The sequence below is a fragment of the Clostridioides sp. ZZV14-6150 genome (assembly GCF_020657875.1).
Taxonomy (GTDB): domain Bacteria; phylum Bacillota; class Clostridia; order Peptostreptococcales; family Peptostreptococcaceae; genus Clostridioides.
Map to the genome: position 1 here is coordinate 1 of NZ_JAGWDA010000006.1, position 20,524 is coordinate 20,524.

General features: G+C 26.6%; 21 protein-coding genes and 1 riboswitch. Of the genes, 4 read left to right on the forward strand and 17 right to left on the reverse strand.

Annotation, left to right across the window (positions count from 1 at the left end; genetic code table 11):
* Positions 1 to 422: 422 nt before the first annotated feature.
* From KGF41_RS08455 to KGF41_RS08480, 6 genes are all read right to left on the reverse strand, one after another.
* A complete protein-coding gene (locus KGF41_RS08455) occupies positions 423 to 1,691 on the reverse strand; it encodes a hypothetical protein (protein WP_227827468.1) in 1,269 nt (422 codons plus the stop codon).
* A gap of 11 nt (positions 1,692 to 1,702) precedes the next feature.
* Positions 1,703 to 2,515: a hypothetical protein gene (locus KGF41_RS08460; RefSeq protein ID WP_227827467.1), complete on the reverse strand. Its 813-nt coding sequence runs from the start codon at positions 2,513 to 2,515 to the stop codon at positions 1,703 to 1,705.
* Between the two features lie 8 nt (positions 2,516 to 2,523).
* Positions 2,524 to 3,735, reverse strand: coding sequence for a hypothetical protein (locus tag KGF41_RS08465; RefSeq protein WP_227827466.1), 1,212 nt, complete (start codon positions 3,733 to 3,735; stop codon positions 2,524 to 2,526).
* Between the two features lie 10 nt (positions 3,736 to 3,745).
* Positions 3,746 to 4,570, reverse strand: coding sequence for an ABC transporter permease (locus KGF41_RS08470; RefSeq protein ID WP_227827465.1), 825 nt, complete (start codon positions 4,568 to 4,570; stop codon positions 3,746 to 3,748).
* The gene (locus tag KGF41_RS08475) at positions 4,563 to 5,279 is read right to left on the reverse strand and encodes an ABC transporter ATP-binding protein (protein WP_227827464.1); all 717 of its coding nucleotides are present in this window, start codon (positions 5,277 to 5,279) and stop codon (positions 4,563 to 4,565) included. The genes KGF41_RS08470 and KGF41_RS08475 overlap by 8 nt, the downstream gene beginning before the upstream one ends.
* A 72-nt stretch (positions 5,280 to 5,351) precedes the next feature.
* Positions 5,352 to 5,708, reverse strand: coding sequence for a GntR family transcriptional regulator (locus tag KGF41_RS08480; protein WP_227433053.1), 357 nt, complete (start codon positions 5,706 to 5,708; stop codon positions 5,352 to 5,354).
* 357 nt (positions 5,709 to 6,065) lie between these two features.
* Here KGF41_RS08480 and KGF41_RS08485 point away from each other — a divergent pair, with 357 nt between their 5' ends.
* Genes KGF41_RS08485 through KGF41_RS08495 form a run of 3 tightly spaced genes read left to right on the forward strand, consistent with a single transcriptional unit; the run spans position 6,066 to position 8,233 of the window.
* Positions 6,066 to 6,524: a GyrI-like domain-containing protein gene (locus KGF41_RS08485; RefSeq protein WP_227827463.1), complete on the forward strand. Its 459-nt coding sequence runs from the start codon at positions 6,066 to 6,068 to the stop codon at positions 6,522 to 6,524.
* 3 nt (positions 6,525 to 6,527) lie between these two features.
* Complete coding sequence (locus KGF41_RS08490) at positions 6,528 to 7,490, forward strand: ABC transporter ATP-binding protein (RefSeq protein WP_227840905.1); 963 nt, start codon at positions 6,528 to 6,530, stop codon at positions 7,488 to 7,490.
* On the forward strand, positions 7,484 to 8,233 hold the full coding sequence (locus KGF41_RS08495; protein ID WP_227840906.1) for an ABC transporter permease: 750 nt from the start codon (positions 7,484 to 7,486) through the stop codon (positions 8,231 to 8,233). Before KGF41_RS08490 ends, KGF41_RS08495 begins: the two co-directional genes overlap by 7 nt.
* Before the next feature lie 195 nt (positions 8,234 to 8,428).
* Here the strand turns inward: KGF41_RS08495 and KGF41_RS08500 are convergent, their stop codons facing one another.
* From KGF41_RS08500 to KGF41_RS08550, 11 genes are all read right to left on the reverse strand, one after another.
* Positions 8,429 to 9,484, reverse strand: coding sequence for an SIS domain-containing protein (locus KGF41_RS08500; RefSeq protein ID WP_227827460.1), 1,056 nt, complete (start codon positions 9,482 to 9,484; stop codon positions 8,429 to 8,431).
* Between the two features lie 48 nt (positions 9,485 to 9,532).
* Complete coding sequence (locus KGF41_RS08505) at positions 9,533 to 10,333, reverse strand: PTS system mannose/fructose/sorbose family transporter subunit IID (protein WP_227827459.1); 801 nt, start codon at positions 10,331 to 10,333, stop codon at positions 9,533 to 9,535.
* Positions 10,326 to 11,117, reverse strand: coding sequence for a PTS mannose/fructose/sorbose/N-acetylgalactosamine transporter subunit IIC (locus KGF41_RS08510; protein WP_227827458.1), 792 nt, complete (start codon positions 11,115 to 11,117; stop codon positions 10,326 to 10,328). Before KGF41_RS08510 ends, KGF41_RS08505 begins: the two co-directional genes overlap by 8 nt.
* 28 nt (positions 11,118 to 11,145) lie before the next feature.
* On the reverse strand, positions 11,146 to 11,568 hold the full coding sequence (locus tag KGF41_RS08515; RefSeq protein WP_227827457.1) for a PTS sugar transporter subunit IIA: 423 nt from the start codon (positions 11,566 to 11,568) through the stop codon (positions 11,146 to 11,148).
* 15 nt (positions 11,569 to 11,583) lie between these two features.
* Complete coding sequence (locus KGF41_RS08520; RefSeq protein ID WP_227827456.1) at positions 11,584 to 12,063, reverse strand: PTS sugar transporter subunit IIB; 480 nt, start codon at positions 12,061 to 12,063, stop codon at positions 11,584 to 11,586.
* Positions 12,064 to 12,194: 131 nt separating this feature from the next.
* Complete coding sequence (locus KGF41_RS08525) at positions 12,195 to 14,951, reverse strand: sigma 54-interacting transcriptional regulator (protein WP_227827455.1); 2,757 nt, start codon at positions 14,949 to 14,951, stop codon at positions 12,195 to 12,197.
* Positions 14,952 to 15,559: 608 nt separating this feature from the next.
* Complete coding sequence (locus KGF41_RS08530; RefSeq protein ID WP_227827454.1) at positions 15,560 to 15,862, reverse strand: PTS sugar transporter subunit IIB; 303 nt, start codon at positions 15,860 to 15,862, stop codon at positions 15,560 to 15,562.
* Between the two features lie 136 nt (positions 15,863 to 15,998).
* Positions 15,999 to 16,631 (reverse strand): thiamine phosphate synthase, encoded by a 633-nt coding sequence (thiE, locus tag KGF41_RS08535; protein ID WP_227850817.1) that lies wholly within the window; start codon positions 16,629 to 16,631, stop codon positions 15,999 to 16,001.
* A gap of 21 nt (positions 16,632 to 16,652) precedes the next feature.
* Positions 16,653 to 17,444 carry a hydroxyethylthiazole kinase gene (gene thiM, locus KGF41_RS08540; protein WP_227850818.1) on the reverse strand — a complete coding sequence of 264 codons (792 nt, stop codon included), beginning with the start codon at positions 17,442 to 17,444 and terminating at the stop codon, positions 16,653 to 16,655.
* A gap of 26 nt (positions 17,445 to 17,470) precedes the next feature.
* Positions 17,471 to 18,265, reverse strand: coding sequence for a bifunctional hydroxymethylpyrimidine kinase/phosphomethylpyrimidine kinase (gene thiD / locus KGF41_RS08545; RefSeq protein WP_227827451.1), 795 nt, complete (start codon positions 18,263 to 18,265; stop codon positions 17,471 to 17,473).
* Positions 18,266 to 18,368: 103 nt separating this feature from the next.
* Positions 18,369 to 18,461: riboswitch (TPP riboswitch) on the reverse strand.
* Between the two features lie 93 nt (positions 18,462 to 18,554).
* Entirely contained in the window at positions 18,555 to 18,866 is a 312-nt protein-coding gene (locus tag KGF41_RS08550) for a GIY-YIG nuclease family protein (protein ID WP_227827450.1), read from the reverse strand.
* 291 nt (positions 18,867 to 19,157) lie between these two features.
* Here KGF41_RS08550 and KGF41_RS08555 point away from each other — a divergent pair, with 291 nt between their 5' ends.
* The gene (locus tag KGF41_RS08555) at positions 19,158 to 20,411 is read left to right on the forward strand and encodes an anthrax toxin lethal factor-related metalloendopeptidase (RefSeq protein WP_227856569.1); all 1,254 of its coding nucleotides are present in this window, start codon (positions 19,158 to 19,160) and stop codon (positions 20,409 to 20,411) included.
* Positions 20,412 to 20,524: the final 113 nt, after the last annotated feature.

A 20,524-nucleotide genomic window follows, 5' to 3' on the forward strand; every position in this document is an offset into this window, starting at 1 on the left:
TATAAGTTTCCCTATATGCTGACTATTTTAGCTACTAACTCATGACTAAAGTCACGAGTGTGCGTAGCTATTTTTTAATCAATTAAATTTCCTGCTTTTATATACTTTTTGCTCATTTTTAAATTCTCCCCCTTTTCAAGTATAATGTATTATTTATCTATTATTTTTAATATTCTAATAATTAATTTTACCACTATATTACTATCATTTCAAATTTAAGTGAATTAAATATCGAATTAAATTAAAGTATATTAGAATATTTATAATATGTAAAAAATATTATTCAGATTGCTTTTATATCAAAGATAAAAATAAGACAAGATAATCAAAATATACGTATAATTATCTTGCCTTATTTTTATTTATTCATTTTTATATAATAAAAGTATACCAATCTAAAGTTATAAGATTAATACTATTATTTAATTTGCTACAAAAAACAACTTGTCTTGTAAACTTACATCTCCATTTATCAATTCAGCTTCATATACTGTTTTTTTAAGACTCATATCAAATACTTGAAATTTTATTGGTTTAGTTCCAACTATATCAGAAGTAACTCCACTTCCTTTTTTCTCTCCTGAAATATTTTCCTTTACACTTGAAATAGAATATATTTTATCATCTAGCAACTTAACTTTTCTAACACCAGATAACGCTTCATCATAATTTACTTTTAAATTAAGCCTTTCATAATCTTCTAAATTAATCTCATTGGAATCAACACTATAAACAAGATTAATTATAGAACGACTTTTATCTGTAACTATAATATTTAGTTTGTTATCTCTAACAATATAGTCTAACTTTGTTTTACTTAATAAACCCCTTTCCCTTTGGTCAGCATTTTTTTCTTTATTTAAATTATCCATAAACTTATTACTTTTATTGAAAGAATTCTCTTCTATATCATATACAATAAAATCTGAATAATTATCATGACCTTCAATGTCACCATTTATATCTTTGTTATTTAACCTCTCCAAATAAAGTTTAGTTCCAATAGAAAATTTAATCTCGTTAATACTCTGTTGGTATTTGCTTTGCGAATTTAAATTAAATCTATTTAATAATTTATAGGATTTATTTTTTATGTCTATCTTTAATATACAAATATTATTGACTGTAGCACCTGAAACATTGGTTTCACTAATCACCATATATAAATTTCCCCTATATATTTGGTTAAAAACAGTTCGCCAGCTATTTTCTTTAAAATCAGATTTTTTTAAATCAATATCAAAATTTTCTTCTAAACCACTTTTTAAATTTTTATTTGAAACTTTTATATAATCATTTAAATTGTTTCTTTCATGTACTGAATTAGACTTAGTAGAAGTATATGCTACACCTATATTCAAATCATCTTTATATATAAATTCGCTTCCTTTATCATCAATAAAATCGCTGTATTTCTTATCAATATGCAAATAATCATTTCCAATTTTAGTTTTAGGATTTATATCATTTCTTGTCCCATTTTTGCTTATGATTACTTCTTCATAAGTATATTTACTTATATTAGGTGTATATACTAAACTCACTCTTCCTATATCCTTTATATTGCCATTTAAAGTTCTTATAGATAATTTATTTTTATTAAGATAACTCAATATCAAAGCCATAATAATCATTGATAAACATACTGTTATAAAACATATTGTATATTTTCCTAATTTCTTTTCTCTCATATATACACCTCCTAAAAGTCAATTTTATTATTTAAAAGTTTATTAGACACAAAACTACATACAAATATACTCACACTTGAATATACTACAGTAAATACATTACTATATTCATAAGGTATAATAAATTCTACAAGAATTATAAATATTAGAATTTCTATAACTAAAAATAGAAAACTCATTAAAGCCCTCATCTTATACACAGATTTATTTATAAGAATTGATGTAAATACTACACATATAACTCCTATTAGTAAAAATACATATTCTACTAATAAGTTCTCAAAGCTGTATGGAAGTAAAATATTTAACTTATATATTGTTTCTTGTACAAAATTATAGTTTGTAATACTACCAAGCATATAATTCGGTAGTATCTTACTTGCAATAAATAAAGTTATAGTAAATAATATCGTGTAGCTATACACTAGAAACAATACATTTAATAATTTAGATATATAAATATTAATTTTATTTTTAGGAAGCATCATAAGTGTATATATAGATTTACTTTTCATATCAAAATCTCTATACCAAATAAAGAAAGCATAACAAATACACACAAATATACCAAACAAAAAACATGATTGTATAGAACCCATTATGTTTCCAAAACTTGAAAATCCCATGACACTTACTGTTTCTATTGTCTTTCCTACTTTTGATAACTGCTCAGTTTTTACTGCATTCTCTATTATATAATTATAATCATTTAAATTTTTCACTAGATTTAAAAATACAATCGAACAGCAACAAATGATTATAAATATATAATTTTTTATGTTTCTTTTTAAATCAAACTCAAATAACTTCATTAAATCTCTCATCAATTCACCTACTTTATTCCAAATTCTAAATTGCTATTTGAACTATTAAACTGTAATTCTCCCTTATACACTATTTCTTTCGAATTTTTATTTATTATATATAGGATAGTCTTATTGTCCCAAGGTAGTACGGGATTTATTTTTGATGTACATACAATGATTTTATTTGAATCAATTTCAATGTTTCTAATGCTTCTTTCTTCTTTTTCATCCAAAACATATTTATCTTCAACTAAACCGCCATCTAGTATGTTATAAGTTATTAAATTTATCTCTTTACTTTTATTGGCATTATCTCTTTCTGACATTATCATATATAATTTACTATCTTTTAGCTTTGCTTTTTCCAAAGACATTCTATCATAACTTTTTAATTCTATTATGTTATCTTTATTCTCTTCAACATTATACTCAAGTAAATTTAGCTTAGAAGCAACATCGTCCCATGTATTTGCATTTATTGCTTCTATCAAAATATACATTTTATCTCCATCTTTACTAGAATAACTTACATCAATACTTTGTATATTGTTGTATTTTTCAAAAAGATACTTGCTTATATTTATACTTTTTATCGTCTCTATTTTTTTATTTTTAGTATTAATCTTTATTATATCTATAGTACTCAAAGCTTCTTCATCTTTTTCTGATGAGTCACTTGGAGCATAAAGCACAGACACATATAAGTCTTTTTTGTATCTTTTTGATGATAGTACTTTTACATGATACTCATCGATATCTTTATCTACTTTATATCTAGTTCTTATAAAGTTGTTCATATCTAGTTTTTCATATTCAATTTTTTTATCACTTCCTTCTGACATAAATACACCTTTTTCTAGGTCTTCTTTTTTCTCATCTATGACAAAATTTATCCCTCTTGAATTAGATTTAGAATCATCATTTATTTCAAAACCAACATGAGCTATTGAATCCAAACCACTAGAGACATCGATTAGATTATTCGTATTCTCACTCTCTTTTATTGATTTTAATAATTCTGTTTTTTTAGTTTTATTACTTCCATTTATTATATATCTTGAATTTATATATCCATTAAAATCATATCCAAAATCTATGTTTATATAGTCCAATTCATCTGGGTCACCTTTTATAGTTTTTATACTTAAATTGTTTTCATTGTTCAATATGTCTATACTAAAATATATTGCTACTGCTAAAAATATAATAAGTATAGATACTTTAGATTTTAATTTCATGACACACCTCCTAAACAGACAACTTCTTATTTATTAAAAAATAAGAGATTCCATTTAAAATAAACATTATAACTATAAAACTTAATACATAATTACCTAAAGAATTAAGTTGTGTTCCAACAAATCCATAATACTTTCTAAACAAACTAATTATATTTATATACACTGTTGAAAAATATAGCCCTGCCAAAATTATCAAGGTAATTAAAATCACATAAAGTTTACCTCTGTAAGAAAATGTGAATAATATACAACAATTTAAAAAAGAAATAGCTAAAAGCAGTAAAATCACATAAATTGTTATAAAAGAAACAAAATCGATTGGAATACTTTTTAAATTTAAATAATATAAATCCTGAGCAAAGGACATATTAACTATTGGAATATTTCTAAAAATAAAATTAAATATATATTTACATATAAATAATGTTGCTATCTGACTTATCAAAAAACCATATACCATTGTTATCAAAGCTATTGACTTAGATATGCAAAGCTTAAATTTATCCTGCGGTAACATCATTAAAGTATAAATACTTTGATTTTTAGAAAAGAAATCTCTTTTCCACATAAAAATATAGTATGTAAACATTCCCAATATTCCGTACAGTAAAATTATTTGGATACATCTAAGATTCCCAATTACACCTATTCCATAAAATACACCTCCAAAATCCTCTATTGCTAAGTTTATAATAAATTTAGAGTTCTTAAATTTAATAATTTCAAATAAATTTAAACACAGTGTAATTAAAGATAAAAAAGATATATAAGCTATATAAAACCTCTTATTTCTCCTTAAATCTACATTTATTAGACATAGAAGCTTATTCATTCTTATATACCTCCCTCATTTTATCTAATATAGACTTACCCTCTCTTTCTCTTAAATCTTCTGCATTAAATGATGTTATTATTTTACCTTCATCAAGAATTATAACTTCATCAACTAGGCTTTCTATTTCTACTATCTCATGAGTTGTTATAATAATAGCTTGATTTTCTTTCATATATTGTGCTATTACCCCTATAAATTCTTCTCTTTTAAACAAGTCAATCCCTGTGAATGGTTCATCAAGTAATATATAGTCTGGGTCTTGACAAAATCCAAGTATTAATTTTACTCTTGCAATATTTCCTTTAGATAAATTGTCAATTACTTCATTTTCATTCAGTTTAAATATATCCATCATTTCTTTTGATTTTTCTTTATTCCATCTTGGATAAAAAATTTCCATCAATTCAAATGACTCTTTTATTGTTGTATTACTAAAGTGAGATTCTACATCTGGAACAAATGCAAGTTTATTATATATGTTTTTATTCATTTTTTCTCCATCTATTAAAATCTCTCCACTGTCAATTTTTATAAGTCCTGCTATTGCTTTTAATACTGTTGACTTACCAACACCATTTATCCCAAGTAAAGCTGTTATTTTTCCTTTTTCAATATTAAAGCTTACATTCTTTAAAGCCTCTATTTTTTTTACTTTTAGCCCTTGCATTCTTTTATATGTTTTACTTACATTTTTAATTTCTATCATATTAGTGTCCTCCATATTTAATATGCTTGTACAATTAACCTTATAAGTTAAGTGTTTATATTTATTAAAAAACTAATATCTATCTTCTATTATCTTTAAAACTTCTTCTTTAGTAACATTTATCGCCTTCATATCTTCTATAAATACAACCAAAGATTCATTTATTAGCTCTAGTTTTAGATTTTTTAATATATTTTCATCAACTGTCACGCTACTCTGATAGTTTTTAAAAGTATTTATTATATTCATATCACCCATCTCCTTATATGCTCTTTGAACAGTATTTAAATTTACTTTTAAATTAAGTGCCATTTCTCTTCTTGATGGTATTGTTTCTCCTGGTTTTAATTCTCCGGTTACTATTTGTCTCTTTATATGCTTTATTATTTGCAAATAAATGGGAGATGTATTATCTAATTCAAAATTCATACTTCCTCCTATTCTAGTGTATTAATACGATAATACACTTTTTCTAAAAAAATACATTCCTACTTTAAATTTCATTTTATATTTCATTAAGTGTATTATACGATTAATACACTTGATTTGTAAACACTTTTTTATAAATTCTTTGATTTTAATTTATTAAATCATTGAAATCAAAATTCAAATAATAAGTTTACAAAATCGAGCATCAAATGAGAGGATATATATTTTATGTTATGTTAGACTTGAAAACAAGCAAACAAGGTAAGGTTATCTCATCAACGAATCAAAAATCTTATATTGTACTAATACTTAATGGATTAATGAAACCATTATAAACATACTTAGGGAGGAAAACAAATGAATTATAAAATTGAAATTAAAAACATCGAATCAGTCACAGCAGCTACTATGAGTTACAATGGACCTATGACTGAAGCAACAAAATATTTTCCAAATGTATTTAAATCTATAAAAGGAAAATCAAATGGTGCACCATTCTTTTGCTACCATAATGTTGACCAAGAAACTGGCATAGGAAAAATGGAGTTATGTGTACCAACTGCTGAAACTCCAAATCGTATGGGTGTAACAATAAAAGAGTTTCCTAAAACAAAAGCTTTGTTTTTTACCCACATGGGTTCATATAGTAATTTGCCAAAAACATATGAAATGATATTTAAATATATTCATGAAAATAATCTAACGATACAAACTCCTTGGAGAGAAGTATTTATTAAAGGACCAGGTATGCTAATAAAAGGTAATCCAGATAAATATATTACAGAAATCATATTTCCACTTAAAGAGGAGGAATAATATATGTTGGCAATCGAAATCAACAATTTAGTAAAAGAATATAAAAATGGTGTAAAAGCTTTAAATGGTCTAAGTTTTAGTGTAAAGGCTGGAGAAATCTTTTCTTTGCTTGGTCCAAATGGTGCTGGTAAATCTTCGCTTATCAATATTTTGACCACTTTTTACAAACCTACAGCTGGTAATGTAACAATGTTTGGAAAAGATTTAATAAATAATCCATCTTGGATACGCACTCAAATTGCTTGTGTAGCACAACAAATATCTATTGATGAACACCTGTCTCTTATGGAAAACATGCTATTCCAAAGTAAAATGTATAAAGTGGAACCACAAGTTGCAAAAGAAAGAATAAACTCTTTAATTGAAAAATTTGAGTTAACTAGTTACTTAAAGTATCCTACCTCATCTTATTCTGGTGGAGTAAAACGTAGATTAGATATAGCTATGAATATGGTGTCATCTCCTAAAATTCTATTTTTAGATGAACCTACTGTTGGTATGGATGTAGATTCAAGAAAAGCTATGTGGGATATGCTACTAAAAATTAGAGATGAATATGGTACAACTATTTTTCTAACTACTCATTATCTTGAAGAAGCTGAACAACTAAGTGATAATATCTGTATTATGAAAAATGGAAAAGATTTGGCACAAGGAACACCATCTAGTTTGCGTAGTTATATTAAGCAAAACATACTTCGTATCGTATTTCATGATAATGAAGATATAAAAAAATATAAAAATGATATTAAAAATACTTGCTTAGTTAAATTTATGAATGTACGAGGAAATTCACTTTTTATAAGTGTAGAAGATAGTAGAACTGCACTTACTTCAATAAATAAATTTCTTTTAGAGCATAATATAAAGTTTGATGCAATAGAAATTGTAGAACCAAGTCTTGAAGATGTTTTTTTAGCATTAACAAGTTCTAAAAAGGATTCAAAGGAGGAATGGAAATGTTAAATATCTTATGGCGTAATATGAAATGGCGTTTTAAAAATCCAATTTCATTTGTAGTTACTATATTACAACCTCTTCTTTGGCTTGTACTTTATAGCTCTGTCGCAAACCAAACTATGAGTGATATGAATATTGATAATTATACAGCTTTTATACTTCCAGGTATAATTGTATTGGTTATCTTTTCATCATGTAGTAGTGGTGGTATCATCAATTTTATAATGAAAAATAGCGGAAGTTTTTATAGAGTTTTAATTGCACCTATTAGTAGATATTCCATTGTCTTTGGTCAGTTACTAGAAGCTATCCTAGTGTCTTTTATTGAAGTAGCAATTTTATGCATAGTAAGCATATTCTTTTCAGTAAAAATAGCATCTGGTATTGGTGGAATTGCTATAATGATAGTATTGATATTTATGACAGCCTTTTTTTTATCAAGTCTTGCTTATGCTATAAGCCTATTATTACCAAATGAAATAATTTATGAAACAATTATGACTGCCATTGTACTTCCTATTTTCTTTTTAAGCTCTGCTCTCTTCCCTGTTGAAGATTTATCTGGAGGATTAAAAATAGCAGTTATGCTCAATCCATTTACCCATGTTATTAATACTTTACGTAGCCTAATATTTGGTAAAACTATTCTGGTTGGAGATATACTACCTGTTATAGTGTTATTTTTAATATTATGTTGTGGAAGTTTCGCACTTGCTATGTGGAGACTAAAAAAAGAAATGGTAAGTTAATTTTTGAAGATAATGTGTGTAGATTTGTAAAAAACTAATCTATTATATATACACTAAAGATACACTAAAAAAGGTGGTGTTCCAAAATGATTAATTAAAATCATTTTGAGACACTACCTTTATAATTCATGCTACTTAAGTGTATATTTATAAATTTATACAAGAAACTATAAACTAAAGTACTTATATGTATAATTACTTATTAAACTTCTTACTACCTAACTTCATGTGGAACTTAGTATCTTTTGGAATGCTTGGGTTTATACCTCTTAATGTAGGTATTTCTCCACATATCAATTGTATAGGTACTATGAAGTTAAACGTTTGATAGTAAGGGTTATCTATAATATTTGCCTTTAAATTTTTGTCTTCTTCTGCAACATCTCTACCTATGACAAATACATTGTCTGTCCATCCAGAAAGTACTTCAACCATCTTAGTTACTCTAGGCTCTTTCCCTGTATCTAGTATAAATATAGTAGAATCACTATTTATAGCATTGTACACACCATGTATGAACTCTTCAAACTCATATCCAGTTACAGGTATTCTCATTGTCTCTAATAATTTTAATGCTGACTCTAATGTATCTCCATATATATCAGAGTTGCCTACTATTCTTATTTCTTTAGCGTTAACTAGCTTTTCTTTGTTTCTTTCAATCCATTGTTCAGATGATTTATATACTGATTCAAATCTATCTATTGCATCTAATATCTTATTTATCTCTTCATTGTACTTTTCACTAGATATTATTCCTTTTTCTCTAGCTATTTGAAGACCTAATAACATTAAATTTAACTTTGTGCAATAAAAGCCTTTTGTTTTCGCACCAGATTTTTCTTCACCACAATTCACTGTTAATATATAGTCAGAAATCTCATCTATCAGAGCATTTTTACAACCCGCCATAGATGCTATTTTACAACCTTTGTCTTCAGCTAACTTCATAGCATTATATACAGAATAACTACTTCCACCTTGAGATATTCCTACTACCAAAGTATTTTTATTATCAAATTTAAACGTATCTTCAGTTATCATAAATGGATACTTTTCTACAACATCTATGTCTAATAAATTTTGTAAATATGGTTGTACTTGCAATCCTGAGTGGTAACTAGTACCTGAACCTGTTATTATAATCTTTTTTATATCTTCTTTCTTAATTTCATTAAATAAATTATCTGCATTAGATATCATTTCTCTCATTTTAACTGGTGTTTCTAACATATAATCTTGTATTCTCATTTTGTATGCCTTCCTTATTCATATATTCAATAAATTATAATTTTGTTTCTATAATAATCCTATTGCATGTAAAGCAATTCCTCCCACTATAATGCCTAGAGTTAACTTTGTTACACTTACCTTTCGCTTTAACATGTAATATATTACAAATGCAAAAGTTAAAGGTAACATATTAGGTATTATTTTATCTAATATATCTTGTAAAACCACTTCTGCACCATTTAAATTAAATTTTAATGGAGTGGTTATACTTAACATTGTTGCAACCATTCCTCCTACAACAAATAAACCAACTGTTGTAGCCATAGACATTATTTTCTCCATAAGCCCTTCTCTTTGTATTCTTTCAAGGGAATTTACCCCGACTTTATATCCATATTTAAGTCCAAGTATTCTTAGAGCAAATGCTGGGATATTGTACAATAGTAAGAATAATAGTGGTCCAAATATATTTCCTTCTTTTGCAAGTGATACTCCTATTCCAGCCGCTATAATTCTAAATGTTCCCCAAAACAGCGAATCCCCAATTCCTGCAAGGGGTCCCATAAGAGCTGTTTTAACAGCACTAATTGAACTTTCATCAAATTCTGGATTATTAGCATTTTCCTCTTCCATAGCTGCTGTTATACCTAATATAGCAGGAACTACTACTGTGGTTGTATTAAACATCTCTAAATGTCTTTCTATTGCTTTTGCTTGATTTTCTTTTTTATTATATAACTTCTTTATTGCAGGTAACATTGCATAGCAGTAACCTAAGTTTTGCATTCTTTCATAATTGAATGCACCTTGAAGAGCAAATGAACGCCAAAACATACTTCTTAATTCTTTTTTTGTTAGTTTATTCAAAGTCAATCTCTCCTTCCGTTAAAATATTAGTTGCTACTTGAGGATTTTGACTATTTTCTTTGTTATTAATATAAAAGTTTAATATAACTGCTACACAGACTCCAAACAACGCTATTGCAGTTATATCTAGTCCAACATAAGATGCTAGGAGGAATCCTATAAAGAAAAATACAGACATCTTTTTTGAAAGTAACATATCCATAAGTAGTGCAAATCCTACTGCTGGTAACAATGTTCCTGCAACACCTAATCCGTCTAGTATAACTTTAGGTATTGCATTTATTAATGTTGTAACTTTATCAGCACCAATCATAATTGCTAAAAATGTTGGAACTGATGTACTTAAAAAGAATAATACTACTGGCACCCACATCATTATGGTAACCTTTTTAAAGTCAGCTTGTTTAGCATAGAAAACTGCCTTTTGAGAAAAATATGAGTTTACTATTCTAACTAATACTCCAAGAGATTGTGCTAAGACTGCTACTGGCACTGCTACAGCTAGAGCAACTTCTGCACCATTTCCTGATAATATAGCAAAAGCTGTACCTAATACACCACCTGTTACTACATCTGGAGGAGTAGCTGCACCTATTCCTGCAATTCCCATCCAAATTAATTCAAGTTGTGCACCAATCATAATTCCTGACTTTATATCTCCTAAAACTAATCCTACTAATGCCCCTGTAACTATTGGTCTATCAAACATAGATTGACCAAATATACGTCCATCTAATATACCAAAGCCTGCTATAATAGCTAACATAATAGCTTGTACTAACATAGTGAACCTCCCTCTTAATTTACATTAATTACATCACATTCTTGATTTCATTTTTATTTTCTAATAATTCATTTACATGAACAATTCCATTTCTCGCTTCCTCTAAACCCGATTTAGCTAATAGCTTTACATCCTCTTCTGGTGATAAAAGAATAGCCAAAAGCATTGGTAAATTTACTCCTGTTAATAACTCAAATTTAAACCCCTGCAAAAGTAAATTAGTACATATGTTTGCTACACTTCCACCAAATATATCTGTTAGTATGATAAGTTCTCCATTATCTTTGTTATTTGATAATATACTTATCATTTCTTTCTCAGCATCGTCTGCTGATTTATCTTTTGTCATACAAAAGTACTCAACATTACTTAATGAACCAATTATTAATTTACTTGTCTCAACAAGCTCCTTAGACAATTCTCCATGTGTTGCAATTAAAAAATTTTTCATTTTCTTTCTCCCAAATTATTTTATTAAGTCTGATAATTTTTTCTTTTTGTCTCTAGGTAACATTCTAAATTCTATATCAATTCCTAAATCAGCTATTTCTTTAAAATTTTTTATATCATTATCATCAACAGCAACTAAGTCTGTCAGCTTCTTCTTTCCTTCTTCGTATCTTAATCCACCTACATTTATTTCTTTTAAAACTCCTCCTGAGTTTTTAGCTACATCTAAAGCATCTTTTGTATTTTTTACCAATACTAATACATTACTTTTCTTTGAAGAAGCAAATTTTTCTACTATTTCTCCAGATTCCTCTATCCCCCTTATATATAAAGTTACATTACTAGGCTTAGCTAAATTTAATGACATGGCTTTCATTTGATCGTTTTTTGCTTCATCATTTGCAACTAATATTACATTTATACCTAGTGATGTTGTCCATCCATATGCCACCTGCCCATGTATTAGTCTGTCATCAATCCTCATTAAAGATATCATTTTCCTCAAATCCTCCATTATATATTAAAATTTTTATTTTTTATCCTCTTGTTTACTTATAAAAGCAAAAAGCATGCCAACTAGTGGCATACTTTTTTTAATTTTATTTATTTATTTTTTAATACTGTATTTTACTGAAGTGGTCCATAAATAATATTATAGATGTATCCTATTTCTGAAATAGATATATGCACACTATAACTCTTTTCTAGCACACTAAATGCATTTTTTATTAGTTTAACTTCACTGTGATGGTTTTTAATTAATAAATTCATATCAGTATACTCTTCAATCTCAGCTTGTCTAACTAATCTTTCAATCATACAACTTAAGTGAACATATAAAGCAATTTTTTTATCATTAGGAAGTTTTTTCTTTTGATTATTTTCTATAGCGTTGATTCCTTCTTCTATTCTCTCTATTATTTTTTTTGAGTCTAAAATAGTCAGACTATCTATTACTCTAGTCAAAGAAAAATTCTTTATGATAGAATCATTTATGTTTTTGATTTTTTCACTTTCTACTACTTTACTAAATATTCTAAAGACATCCTCTTCTCCTTTTCCTGATATTATATCCTCTAACAGTATGAAATCTACTCCATTTACATTTGGATTAGCAGTTCCTACTATGGCCAATACATCATACATCTTAAAAATTGGATCTTTACCTCCCATAAAAACAAGACTCTCATAATCATGAGGTATTATCTTAACATCGACTATACCAATTAAACTTTCTGAAAGTAGATGTTGGATTTTTATAGCAGTACCTATCCCAGTAAAACAAGAAGATACTATAGCATACTCCTTATTTTTTTGAGGATAATACAATTGTATATTGGGTTTAATTTCTTCATCCATAATTTCTGCAATATCTTCAATATTTTTACCTTGCATTAATAAGTTGCCTACCTCTAATGCAGAAATAGTGGATATTTGGTCTATAAACAACATTGGACTATTTATTTTGCTCTTTAAATCTTCATATATCAGATTAAGAGAGCCCATATCAAATAACACAACTAGTCCATTTTTTATCCTATCTCCTTCCAAGTATCTAGACATTTGATTTGATACATCAGCAATTGTCGAATCTATTGGCATATCAATAGCTGTAAATACATTTTTACCCAACATACGATTACATACATTTGCCATACTACTAGCAGTAGCATACCCATGTGCTATAATCATTGCATTAACTTTATTAGACTTCATTCTTATAACGGTTGACTTAATAAATATAATCATTATAATTATATCTACATTATTAAGGTACATATCCAATCTATTTGCTATTAATGTCGATACTTTATTTACTATAGAGTATTCTTTGTAATTCTCTTTTTTTAAATATGTTAGTAATTTACTTTGTAAGATTTTACATTCATCAGACAATTGATAAGACTCATCCTTCAAATAAAGATACGAAGAAAATGCTAATACATTATTCCCATCATATTTTATATTGTTGTTAACTTCTAAATTTCTAAATATGTCCTGCATTATAGATATTATAAGCTCCATAAGTACATTTTTATTTTCATCATTATTTGAAAAAACTAAGTTATCCATTAATCTAATCATTAAGTTGGAGCTCTTTTCACTAAATAACTCTTTCGTTATTTCTTTTTTTTCTAGTCTATCAAAATAATCTAAACACTTTATAAGACTTTGATATATTATATTTCTTTTATTTCCTTCATTTGATGTCTCAATATTAAATTGTTTAGGAGAAAACACAATACTTTTGCTTTTAGCACTTTGGAACTGAAATATATCTACATTTTCTATATAAATATTTCTAGGAAGGTCTTGAAGTGTAACAAAAATATTTCCATTTCTTTTTTGATTTTTTGCATATGCCCTTCCACATGCATATTTTATTACATTTTTACATTCACCTATATTACCTTTGAATTTTATCTTTAAAATTGTATTTAATGTAATTTGAGTTATCTCTATGGGTAAACCAAGCACCTTACTTTCCTCATATATAAAATGTTCTATAATCTTCCTTTTTTCAATAGTTCCTCTTTCCTCTATATTTGGAACATAAATATTTATAGGTATTCTTCTTAAAAAAGTCTGCAAAAACTCAGATAAGCTTTCTGTTGTAGCAAATACTAGTCTTACCTTAGCACTTCTATTTACTCCATTCTCTCCAATTCTAGAAAATGTACCTGTATCCATAAATGTAAATAACTTTTCCTGACCTTCACTGTTTAATCTATGTACCTCATCTAAAAATAATATACCACCATCAGATTTCTCTATTAACCCAGCTCTAGATTCATTTGCTCCAGTATAAGCTCCCTTGACATGTCCAAATAGTATACTTGATAATAACTCTGGATTATTATAATATTGTGCACAGTTTAGTACATTATATGGAGAATTTTTTTCTAATATATTACTACTTACACTATATTTATATATTACCTTCGCTAAAAAAGTTTTACCTACACCACTTTCGCCTGTTAGCATTATTGTAAGTCCATCATTTGGATAAAGTACAGCGGTTTTTATTTGTTCTATTGCCTCTTTTAGGCTACTTTCATGACCTATAATACTGTTAAATACAATTTCCTGCTTTAATAATTTACACTCATTATTAAGTTCATCAACACTTTCATAAATACTTTTTTTTGTAGGACCTATTGCATCATTTATCTTATTTTTTGGTAGAAAGATAACAGGTCTACTATTTATCTTTATAAGATTATCAGACTTTACCAAGTCATTTAATAATCGACTTGATTGAGTTCTACTTAAATTAAATTTTTTTACTATATCTTCTGTTACTATACCACTCTGGTTTTTAAGTTCATCAAAATTGTTAAATAATACCTTTTCATTTATAAAACGTAAAATCTCATTCTTCATAATCAACCTCCAATATAAATGTCAATAATACCAATGTATCATTTATATATTAGTGCAAATTTAGGAATAAAGTACATATAAAAACAACTCTATCTTTTTTAAGTAAGAGTAAAATTTTAAAATACTATACACATAAATATTATAGATAATGATAACATCATATTCTCCTTTATTAATTTTTCATCTAGAAATAATTTTTTCTAAGTTAATTATATATTAAGAATCTATAAAGATGAATAATTTAAATCAGCCTTGTTGAAAATAAAAAATTAGAAAAAAATTTCGATATATTTTTTTATTAAGAATATTCTATTAGACTTAAATTAATGATTTTAAATTTTATTTAGTATATAATAAATAAAAAGAATATTAATAGTTGATTAGAAAAAATTTGTAAAATCTTAAATTTTGATAGAAATATAAAAAGCTATGATTTTTATAAGGATAATATTTGTAACCTTAACATTAATAAATTTCAATTCTTCAAATTTTAATTCGAATATTATATCAGGATGTTTAATTTTTTCTGTACTCCTTTCATCATTTATTTTTGCTAAAGAATATAAAAAGTGAACTCTATATCATAGAGTTCACTATAGATAATTGATTTAATTTAGTATTTCTAATACTGTATTTAATACAGCATGACCATTACAAGTACCATAGTTTACCATATCTATTATAGCTACTGGAGCCTTATCTCCAACTATAGACTTTACATCATCAAACATAAATCTAAGCTGTGGTCCAAGAAGTAAAATATCAAAATTACCAAGTTCTGATTTTATATTTCCTTCTCCAACTGCCCATATTTTACAGTCTATATCTCTTTTCTTTGCATCTTTCTCCATTTTATTTACTAATAAAGTAGAAGACATACCACCAACACACACTAATAATATCCTAATCATTTACATCTCCTTTTAATCAAATCTACATATATTTTGATTAAAAAGTATATGTAGAAAAGTTTACATTTATAACTTCCTGTATTTTACTTTTAAATTATATCAAATTTTACCAATTTTTTCACTACCATAACTCATTTTATATTTCTAATGTCCACTTTTCTACTTCTTTAGATATATTTTCAGATTTTAATATTGCAGATATTATAGCATATCCATCACTATTTAAACACTTAAGTTTATCTATATTATCTAGTTTTATCCCACCAATCAATACAAATGGTATATCTACCTTTTCTTTAATTTCTTTGACAGTTTCAAATGATGCGGATTTAGCATCCAATTTAGTAGATGTTGTAAATATAGACCCTATACCTAAATAGTCTGCACCATCATTTTTTGCACAGATAGCTTCTTCTAAAGTTCTTGCTGATACACCTAGTATTTTATTCTTCCCTATAAGCTTTCTAACTTCCTTGGCATCAATGTCACTCTGTCCTACATGTACTCCATCTGCATCACAAATAATTGCTATATCTACTCTATCATTTATTATAAACTTAACACCATGTTTTCTAGTTATTTCCCTTAGCCTCATAGCCTTTTTTAAAAATTCTTTTCCAGAAGCATTTTTTTCTCTAAGTTGCACAGTTGTTATTCCAGAAGCTATTGCATCTTCAATACATTTATAAAAATCTCTACCTTCTAGCATTTCAGAATCAGTCACTAAATATAACTTTAAGTCTTTTTTTAAACATTCTTTATCTATCATTTACATCCTCCTGTTGAGCATTTATTCATTTAAAAATTCAATATTAGAGTATTTACTTATAATCTCTTCGTCCATTTGGTAAATAGAATTCATTAGCTTTTCTTTAAATGTACCTATTGGTGGATTATTTAAATTAGCCAACTCTCCACTTAATGACATTGTAAGTACACCCATTGTAGCTGCTTCTAATGTATTTTTAGTCACAGCCATAAAACTTGCAATCAAGCTAGCAGTCATACATCCTGTACCTGTAATACCTTTTAGCTTCTCAGTTCCATTATTTATTTTATATGTATCCTTACTATCAGTTATTATATCTATTTTTCCAGTTGCTGCAACTATACATTCAAGCTTTTCAGAAACTTTTTTTATTATATCAGTAGAATCTTCTTCATCATCAAAGGAATCTACTCCCTTACCCATTACATCAAAACCACCTATAAATTTTATTTCTGCTATATTCCCTTTAACCACGTCAAATTTAACTTCATTTAAAAGCTTATTTGTAAGTTCTGCTCTGGCTTTACTTGCAAAGACTCCCACTGGGTCTAAGATAACAGGTTTATTGTATTTATTTGCAGACTTTCCAGCCAATAAAAACAAATCTAATATATTTGAATTCATGGTTCCTATATTTATAACTACAGCATTTGCTATACTTACCATTTCTTCTACTTCTTCATATGAAAAACTCATAAGAGGGCTTGCACCTATAGCTAAGGTTACATTAGCACAATCATTTATTGTTACATTATTAGTATAGTGAATTACTAATGGGTTTACTTTCTTTGCATCTTCAATTAAATTATACATATTCTACCTCCATAAAATTTTATTTACTATTCAAACTTATAAAAATGATGTACTGGACCTACTCCATGACCTATATCAAAACTATTTTTTATTGCTTCTGTTATATAAATTTTACTTAATTTTACTGCTTCTTTTATTTCATAACCTAATGCAAGGTAAGATGTTATTGCAGAAGATAATGTACATCCTGTTCCATGTGTATTTTTTTTATCAATTCTTTCACTTTTATACACTTCAAATATATTTTTACCAACTAAAATATCCACTGCTTCTCCATCTAAATGTCCACCTTTCATAAGAACAAATTTAGGTCCAAGCTCTAATATTTTCTTTCCTACACTGTTCATATCATCTACATTATGTATTTTTATTCCTGTAATTTCTTCTGCTTCTGGAATATTTGGTGTAATTATATATGCAAGTGGTATTAAATATTTAATTAGATTCTCCTTTGCTTCTGGTTTTAATAAATAATATCCACTTTTAGATATCATTACGGGGTCTACTACTAAATATTCTGGATTGTATTTTTTTAAATTTTCAACTATTTCAAGTATAATTTCTGGGCTTGAAACCATTCCTATTTTTACTGCTCTTGGAGGTATATCATCAAATACTGCCTCTATTTGTTTTTTTATTATACTTTGACTTAAATCTTCTACAGCAAAAACACCTTGAGTATTTTGTGCCGTTATAGCTGTTATTACACTCATTCCATATGTGCCAATTGCACTAAAAGTTTTCAAATCAGCTTGGATTCCAGCTCCTCCAGATGAATCTGAACCAGCTATTGTAAGTGTTGGTATTTTATAGTTACTCATTTATACCCTCCTAAAAATTTAATTTAAATAAATTAACTAAAAAAGCTATACCTACAATAGGTATAGCTTAGAAATTCGCATATATCACAAATAATACATACTTAAGTTTTATACTAAGCTTTCCTACGCTGGCATTATCCAGTTCAGGTGTAAGGGTCGGTATTCCTCTCAGCTCTTGGCTCCCCTAGCTATTTTAATTTATTATATTTATAACTTCATTATATTACAATAGTATTTATTGTCAAGTTTTTACACTATATACATTTATTTACTATGTAATTAAAGACACTTACTTCAGTTCTTTTATCTGTTCTCCAATAATATAATTTTCTTTATTGTCAATTGAATCTATAAGTATATTGGGATTTTTTATTATAGATAATTTTTTATCCCTAGTTAATTTTTTTATATAGTATTCTAATTTCATTGCATTACTTTTTGTATTTGTTACAAAGTAAACTTCTAACTTTTTAAATCCCTTTGCTCTTGTATACTTTGAATTAATTCCTAGCTTATGTTCATTCATTCTTCTTGCTATATTGCTAGTATATCCAGTATATAGAGAATCATCTTTACATCTTATAATATATGTAAAATACATCTTAATTCACATCCTTAAATTAAATATATAAACATTATATTATAAAATAAAAAAAACTGCTGTAAATTATATATATTAATCAGCTCTAACAATAACTCAAATGCAAATTAGTAAAGTAGATTCTAAGAGTATTTGACGCTAAATTTTGACATATTAATAACATATTTATTCTTCTAACAAAAAATTCACAAATATAAAAAATAAAATTTTCAAAAAAATTATAATTTTCAAAAAAATAAATTGACATATATAAAAAAATTATGATAACCTAATAAAAAGGGGGCAATGATTATGGAAAACAATTTAATTACAGCTAAAAGCAATAATATTGAATTATCACAAAAGAACTTATTTAAAGTCAATTTACAGATAGGTGTATACTTTACACTTTTGTCAAAATCACTTAAAGCCTTTTACAAAAAAGAAGAAGATTTTTATTGCATTACTCTTGCACCATGCAATGTGTCTGATGAAAAAGCAAGTAAGAAGATAAATATTTCTGAGATGATAAAAGAAATTAATACTTTAATTGAAAGTGTAACTGATAAAAGCGAACTTTTAAGCGAAGAAATATTTACAAACAATCTATCAGAATTTTTTGACGAATCTTTAGATAACATTTATATAGAGTTAAGACAAGCATATCTATATCTTAAGAAGAACACAAACAATATTGATATAGAAAACTCCATTGAATATGTATTCGATGTCAGTATAAGTAATGAAACAAAAATGAAAGAAAATCCACTGATTAACTTTAATTCACTTTCTTTAGTGGTATGGAGTGGTGAAACAAAAAATATTTTACATCAAATGAACATTTTAGACTTAGAAAATATTCACTCCTATCTTTCAGAAAACAATACAAATATGACTCTTTATCAAGATGATAATCTCAAATATGAAGTTAACGAAAACAGTGAAAATATAGGAAAAAGTAATATAGATATAATTGAACAAATGCTTATACTTCCAGATAATTCAGACTATGATAAAGATGAAGTTGAAAACATGAAAAACAGACTTTCAAACATAAATGGAAAATATCTACAAACACTTAAAGAAAAAAATATAGTTATAAAATTAATAAATTCAAATTTAACTGACGAACCAGAATTTAGTGATTTAAAACACCAATTACCTCCGTGTTGGGTAAGATCAGGTAAAACTTGGAAGGATGTACCTGGGGTATATAGAAACAACTCTATTGTAGCTAAAATAGGTTATAGTAACCCTAGTTATGCAAATGTTCATTCAGCTAAAAATTTGGAATTACATGAAACTGCACATGCTATAGATAAAAATGTCTTAGACAAAAAATCAAATTCAGAAGAATTTATGGAAGTGTTTACTCAAGAAAGATATAAACTTTATGACCCTAAACAAGTTGCACATGCATATATTAGTAAATTTCCAGAAGAATTTTTTGCGGAATCATTTGTCCATTATTATCTTGATGAAGACTCAAAAAATATATTGAAAGAAAATTGTCCTTTAACATATAATTTTCTTGAAGAATTAGAACTAAGCTATGAAATACATTAATACTTAATAATATATTTCTATTTAATAAATTACTCTTTATAAAAGACTTTTTGATATTTATGTTATAATATTTCTAATGGTTATATTTTAAAATAGTTTATGTAGCCCATGAT

Bases quoted from the DNA above. Each gene is read 5' to 3' on its own strand.
- KGF41_RS08455 (WP_227827468.1), bottom strand. From the start codon at position 1,691: ATGAGAGAAAAGAAATTAGGAAAATATACAATATGTTTTATAACAGTA.
- KGF41_RS08460 (WP_227827467.1), bottom strand. From the start codon at position 2,515: ATGAGAGATTTAATGAAGTTATTTGAGTTTGATTTAAAAAGAAACATA.
- KGF41_RS08465 (WP_227827466.1), bottom strand. From the start codon at position 3,735: ATGAAATTAAAATCTAAAGTATCTATACTTATTATATTTTTAGCAGTA.
- KGF41_RS08470 (WP_227827465.1), bottom strand. From the start codon at position 4,570: ATGAATAAGCTTCTATGTCTAATAAATGTAGATTTAAGGAGAAATAAG.
- KGF41_RS08475 (WP_227827464.1), bottom strand. From the start codon at position 5,279: ATGATAGAAATTAAAAATGTAAGTAAAACATATAAAAGAATGCAAGGG.
- KGF41_RS08480 (WP_227433053.1), bottom strand. From the start codon at position 5,708: ATGAATTTTGAATTAGATAATACATCTCCCATTTATTTGCAAATAATA.
- KGF41_RS08485 (WP_227827463.1), top strand. From the start codon at position 6,066: ATGAATTATAAAATTGAAATTAAAAACATCGAATCAGTCACAGCAGCT.
- KGF41_RS08490 (WP_227840905.1), top strand. From the start codon at position 6,528: ATGTTGGCAATCGAAATCAACAATTTAGTAAAAGAATATAAAAATGGT.
- KGF41_RS08495 (WP_227840906.1), top strand. From the start codon at position 7,484: ATGTTAAATATCTTATGGCGTAATATGAAATGGCGTTTTAAAAATCCA.
- KGF41_RS08500 (WP_227827460.1), bottom strand. From the start codon at position 9,484: ATGAGAATACAAGATTATATGTTAGAAACACCAGTTAAAATGAGAGAA.
- KGF41_RS08510 (WP_227827458.1), bottom strand. From the start codon at position 11,117: ATGTTAGTACAAGCTATTATGTTAGCTATTATAGCAGGCTTTGGTATA.
- KGF41_RS08515 (WP_227827457.1), bottom strand. From the start codon at position 11,568: ATGAAAAATTTTTTAATTGCAACACATGGAGAATTGTCTAAGGAGCTT.
- KGF41_RS08520 (WP_227827456.1), bottom strand. From the start codon at position 12,063: ATGATATCTTTAATGAGGATTGATGACAGACTAATACATGGGCAGGTG.
- KGF41_RS08525 (WP_227827455.1), bottom strand. From the start codon at position 14,951: ATGAAGAATGAGATTTTACGTTTTATAAATGAAAAGGTATTATTTAAC.
- KGF41_RS08530 (WP_227827454.1), bottom strand. From the start codon at position 15,862: ATGATTAGGATATTATTAGTGTGTGTTGGTGGTATGTCTTCTACTTTA.
- thiE (WP_227850817.1), bottom strand. From the start codon at position 16,631: ATGATAGATAAAGAATGTTTAAAAAAAGACTTAAAGTTATATTTAGTG.
- thiM (WP_227850818.1), bottom strand. From the start codon at position 17,444: ATGTATAATTTAATTGAAGATGCAAAGAAAGTAAACCCATTAGTAATT.
- thiD (WP_227827451.1), bottom strand. From the start codon at position 18,265: ATGAGTAACTATAAAATACCAACACTTACAATAGCTGGTTCAGATTCA.
- KGF41_RS08550 (WP_227827450.1), bottom strand. From the start codon at position 18,866: ATGTATTTTACATATATTATAAGATGTAAAGATGATTCTCTATATACT.
- KGF41_RS08555 (WP_227856569.1), top strand. From the start codon at position 19,158: ATGGAAAACAATTTAATTACAGCTAAAAGCAATAATATTGAATTATCA.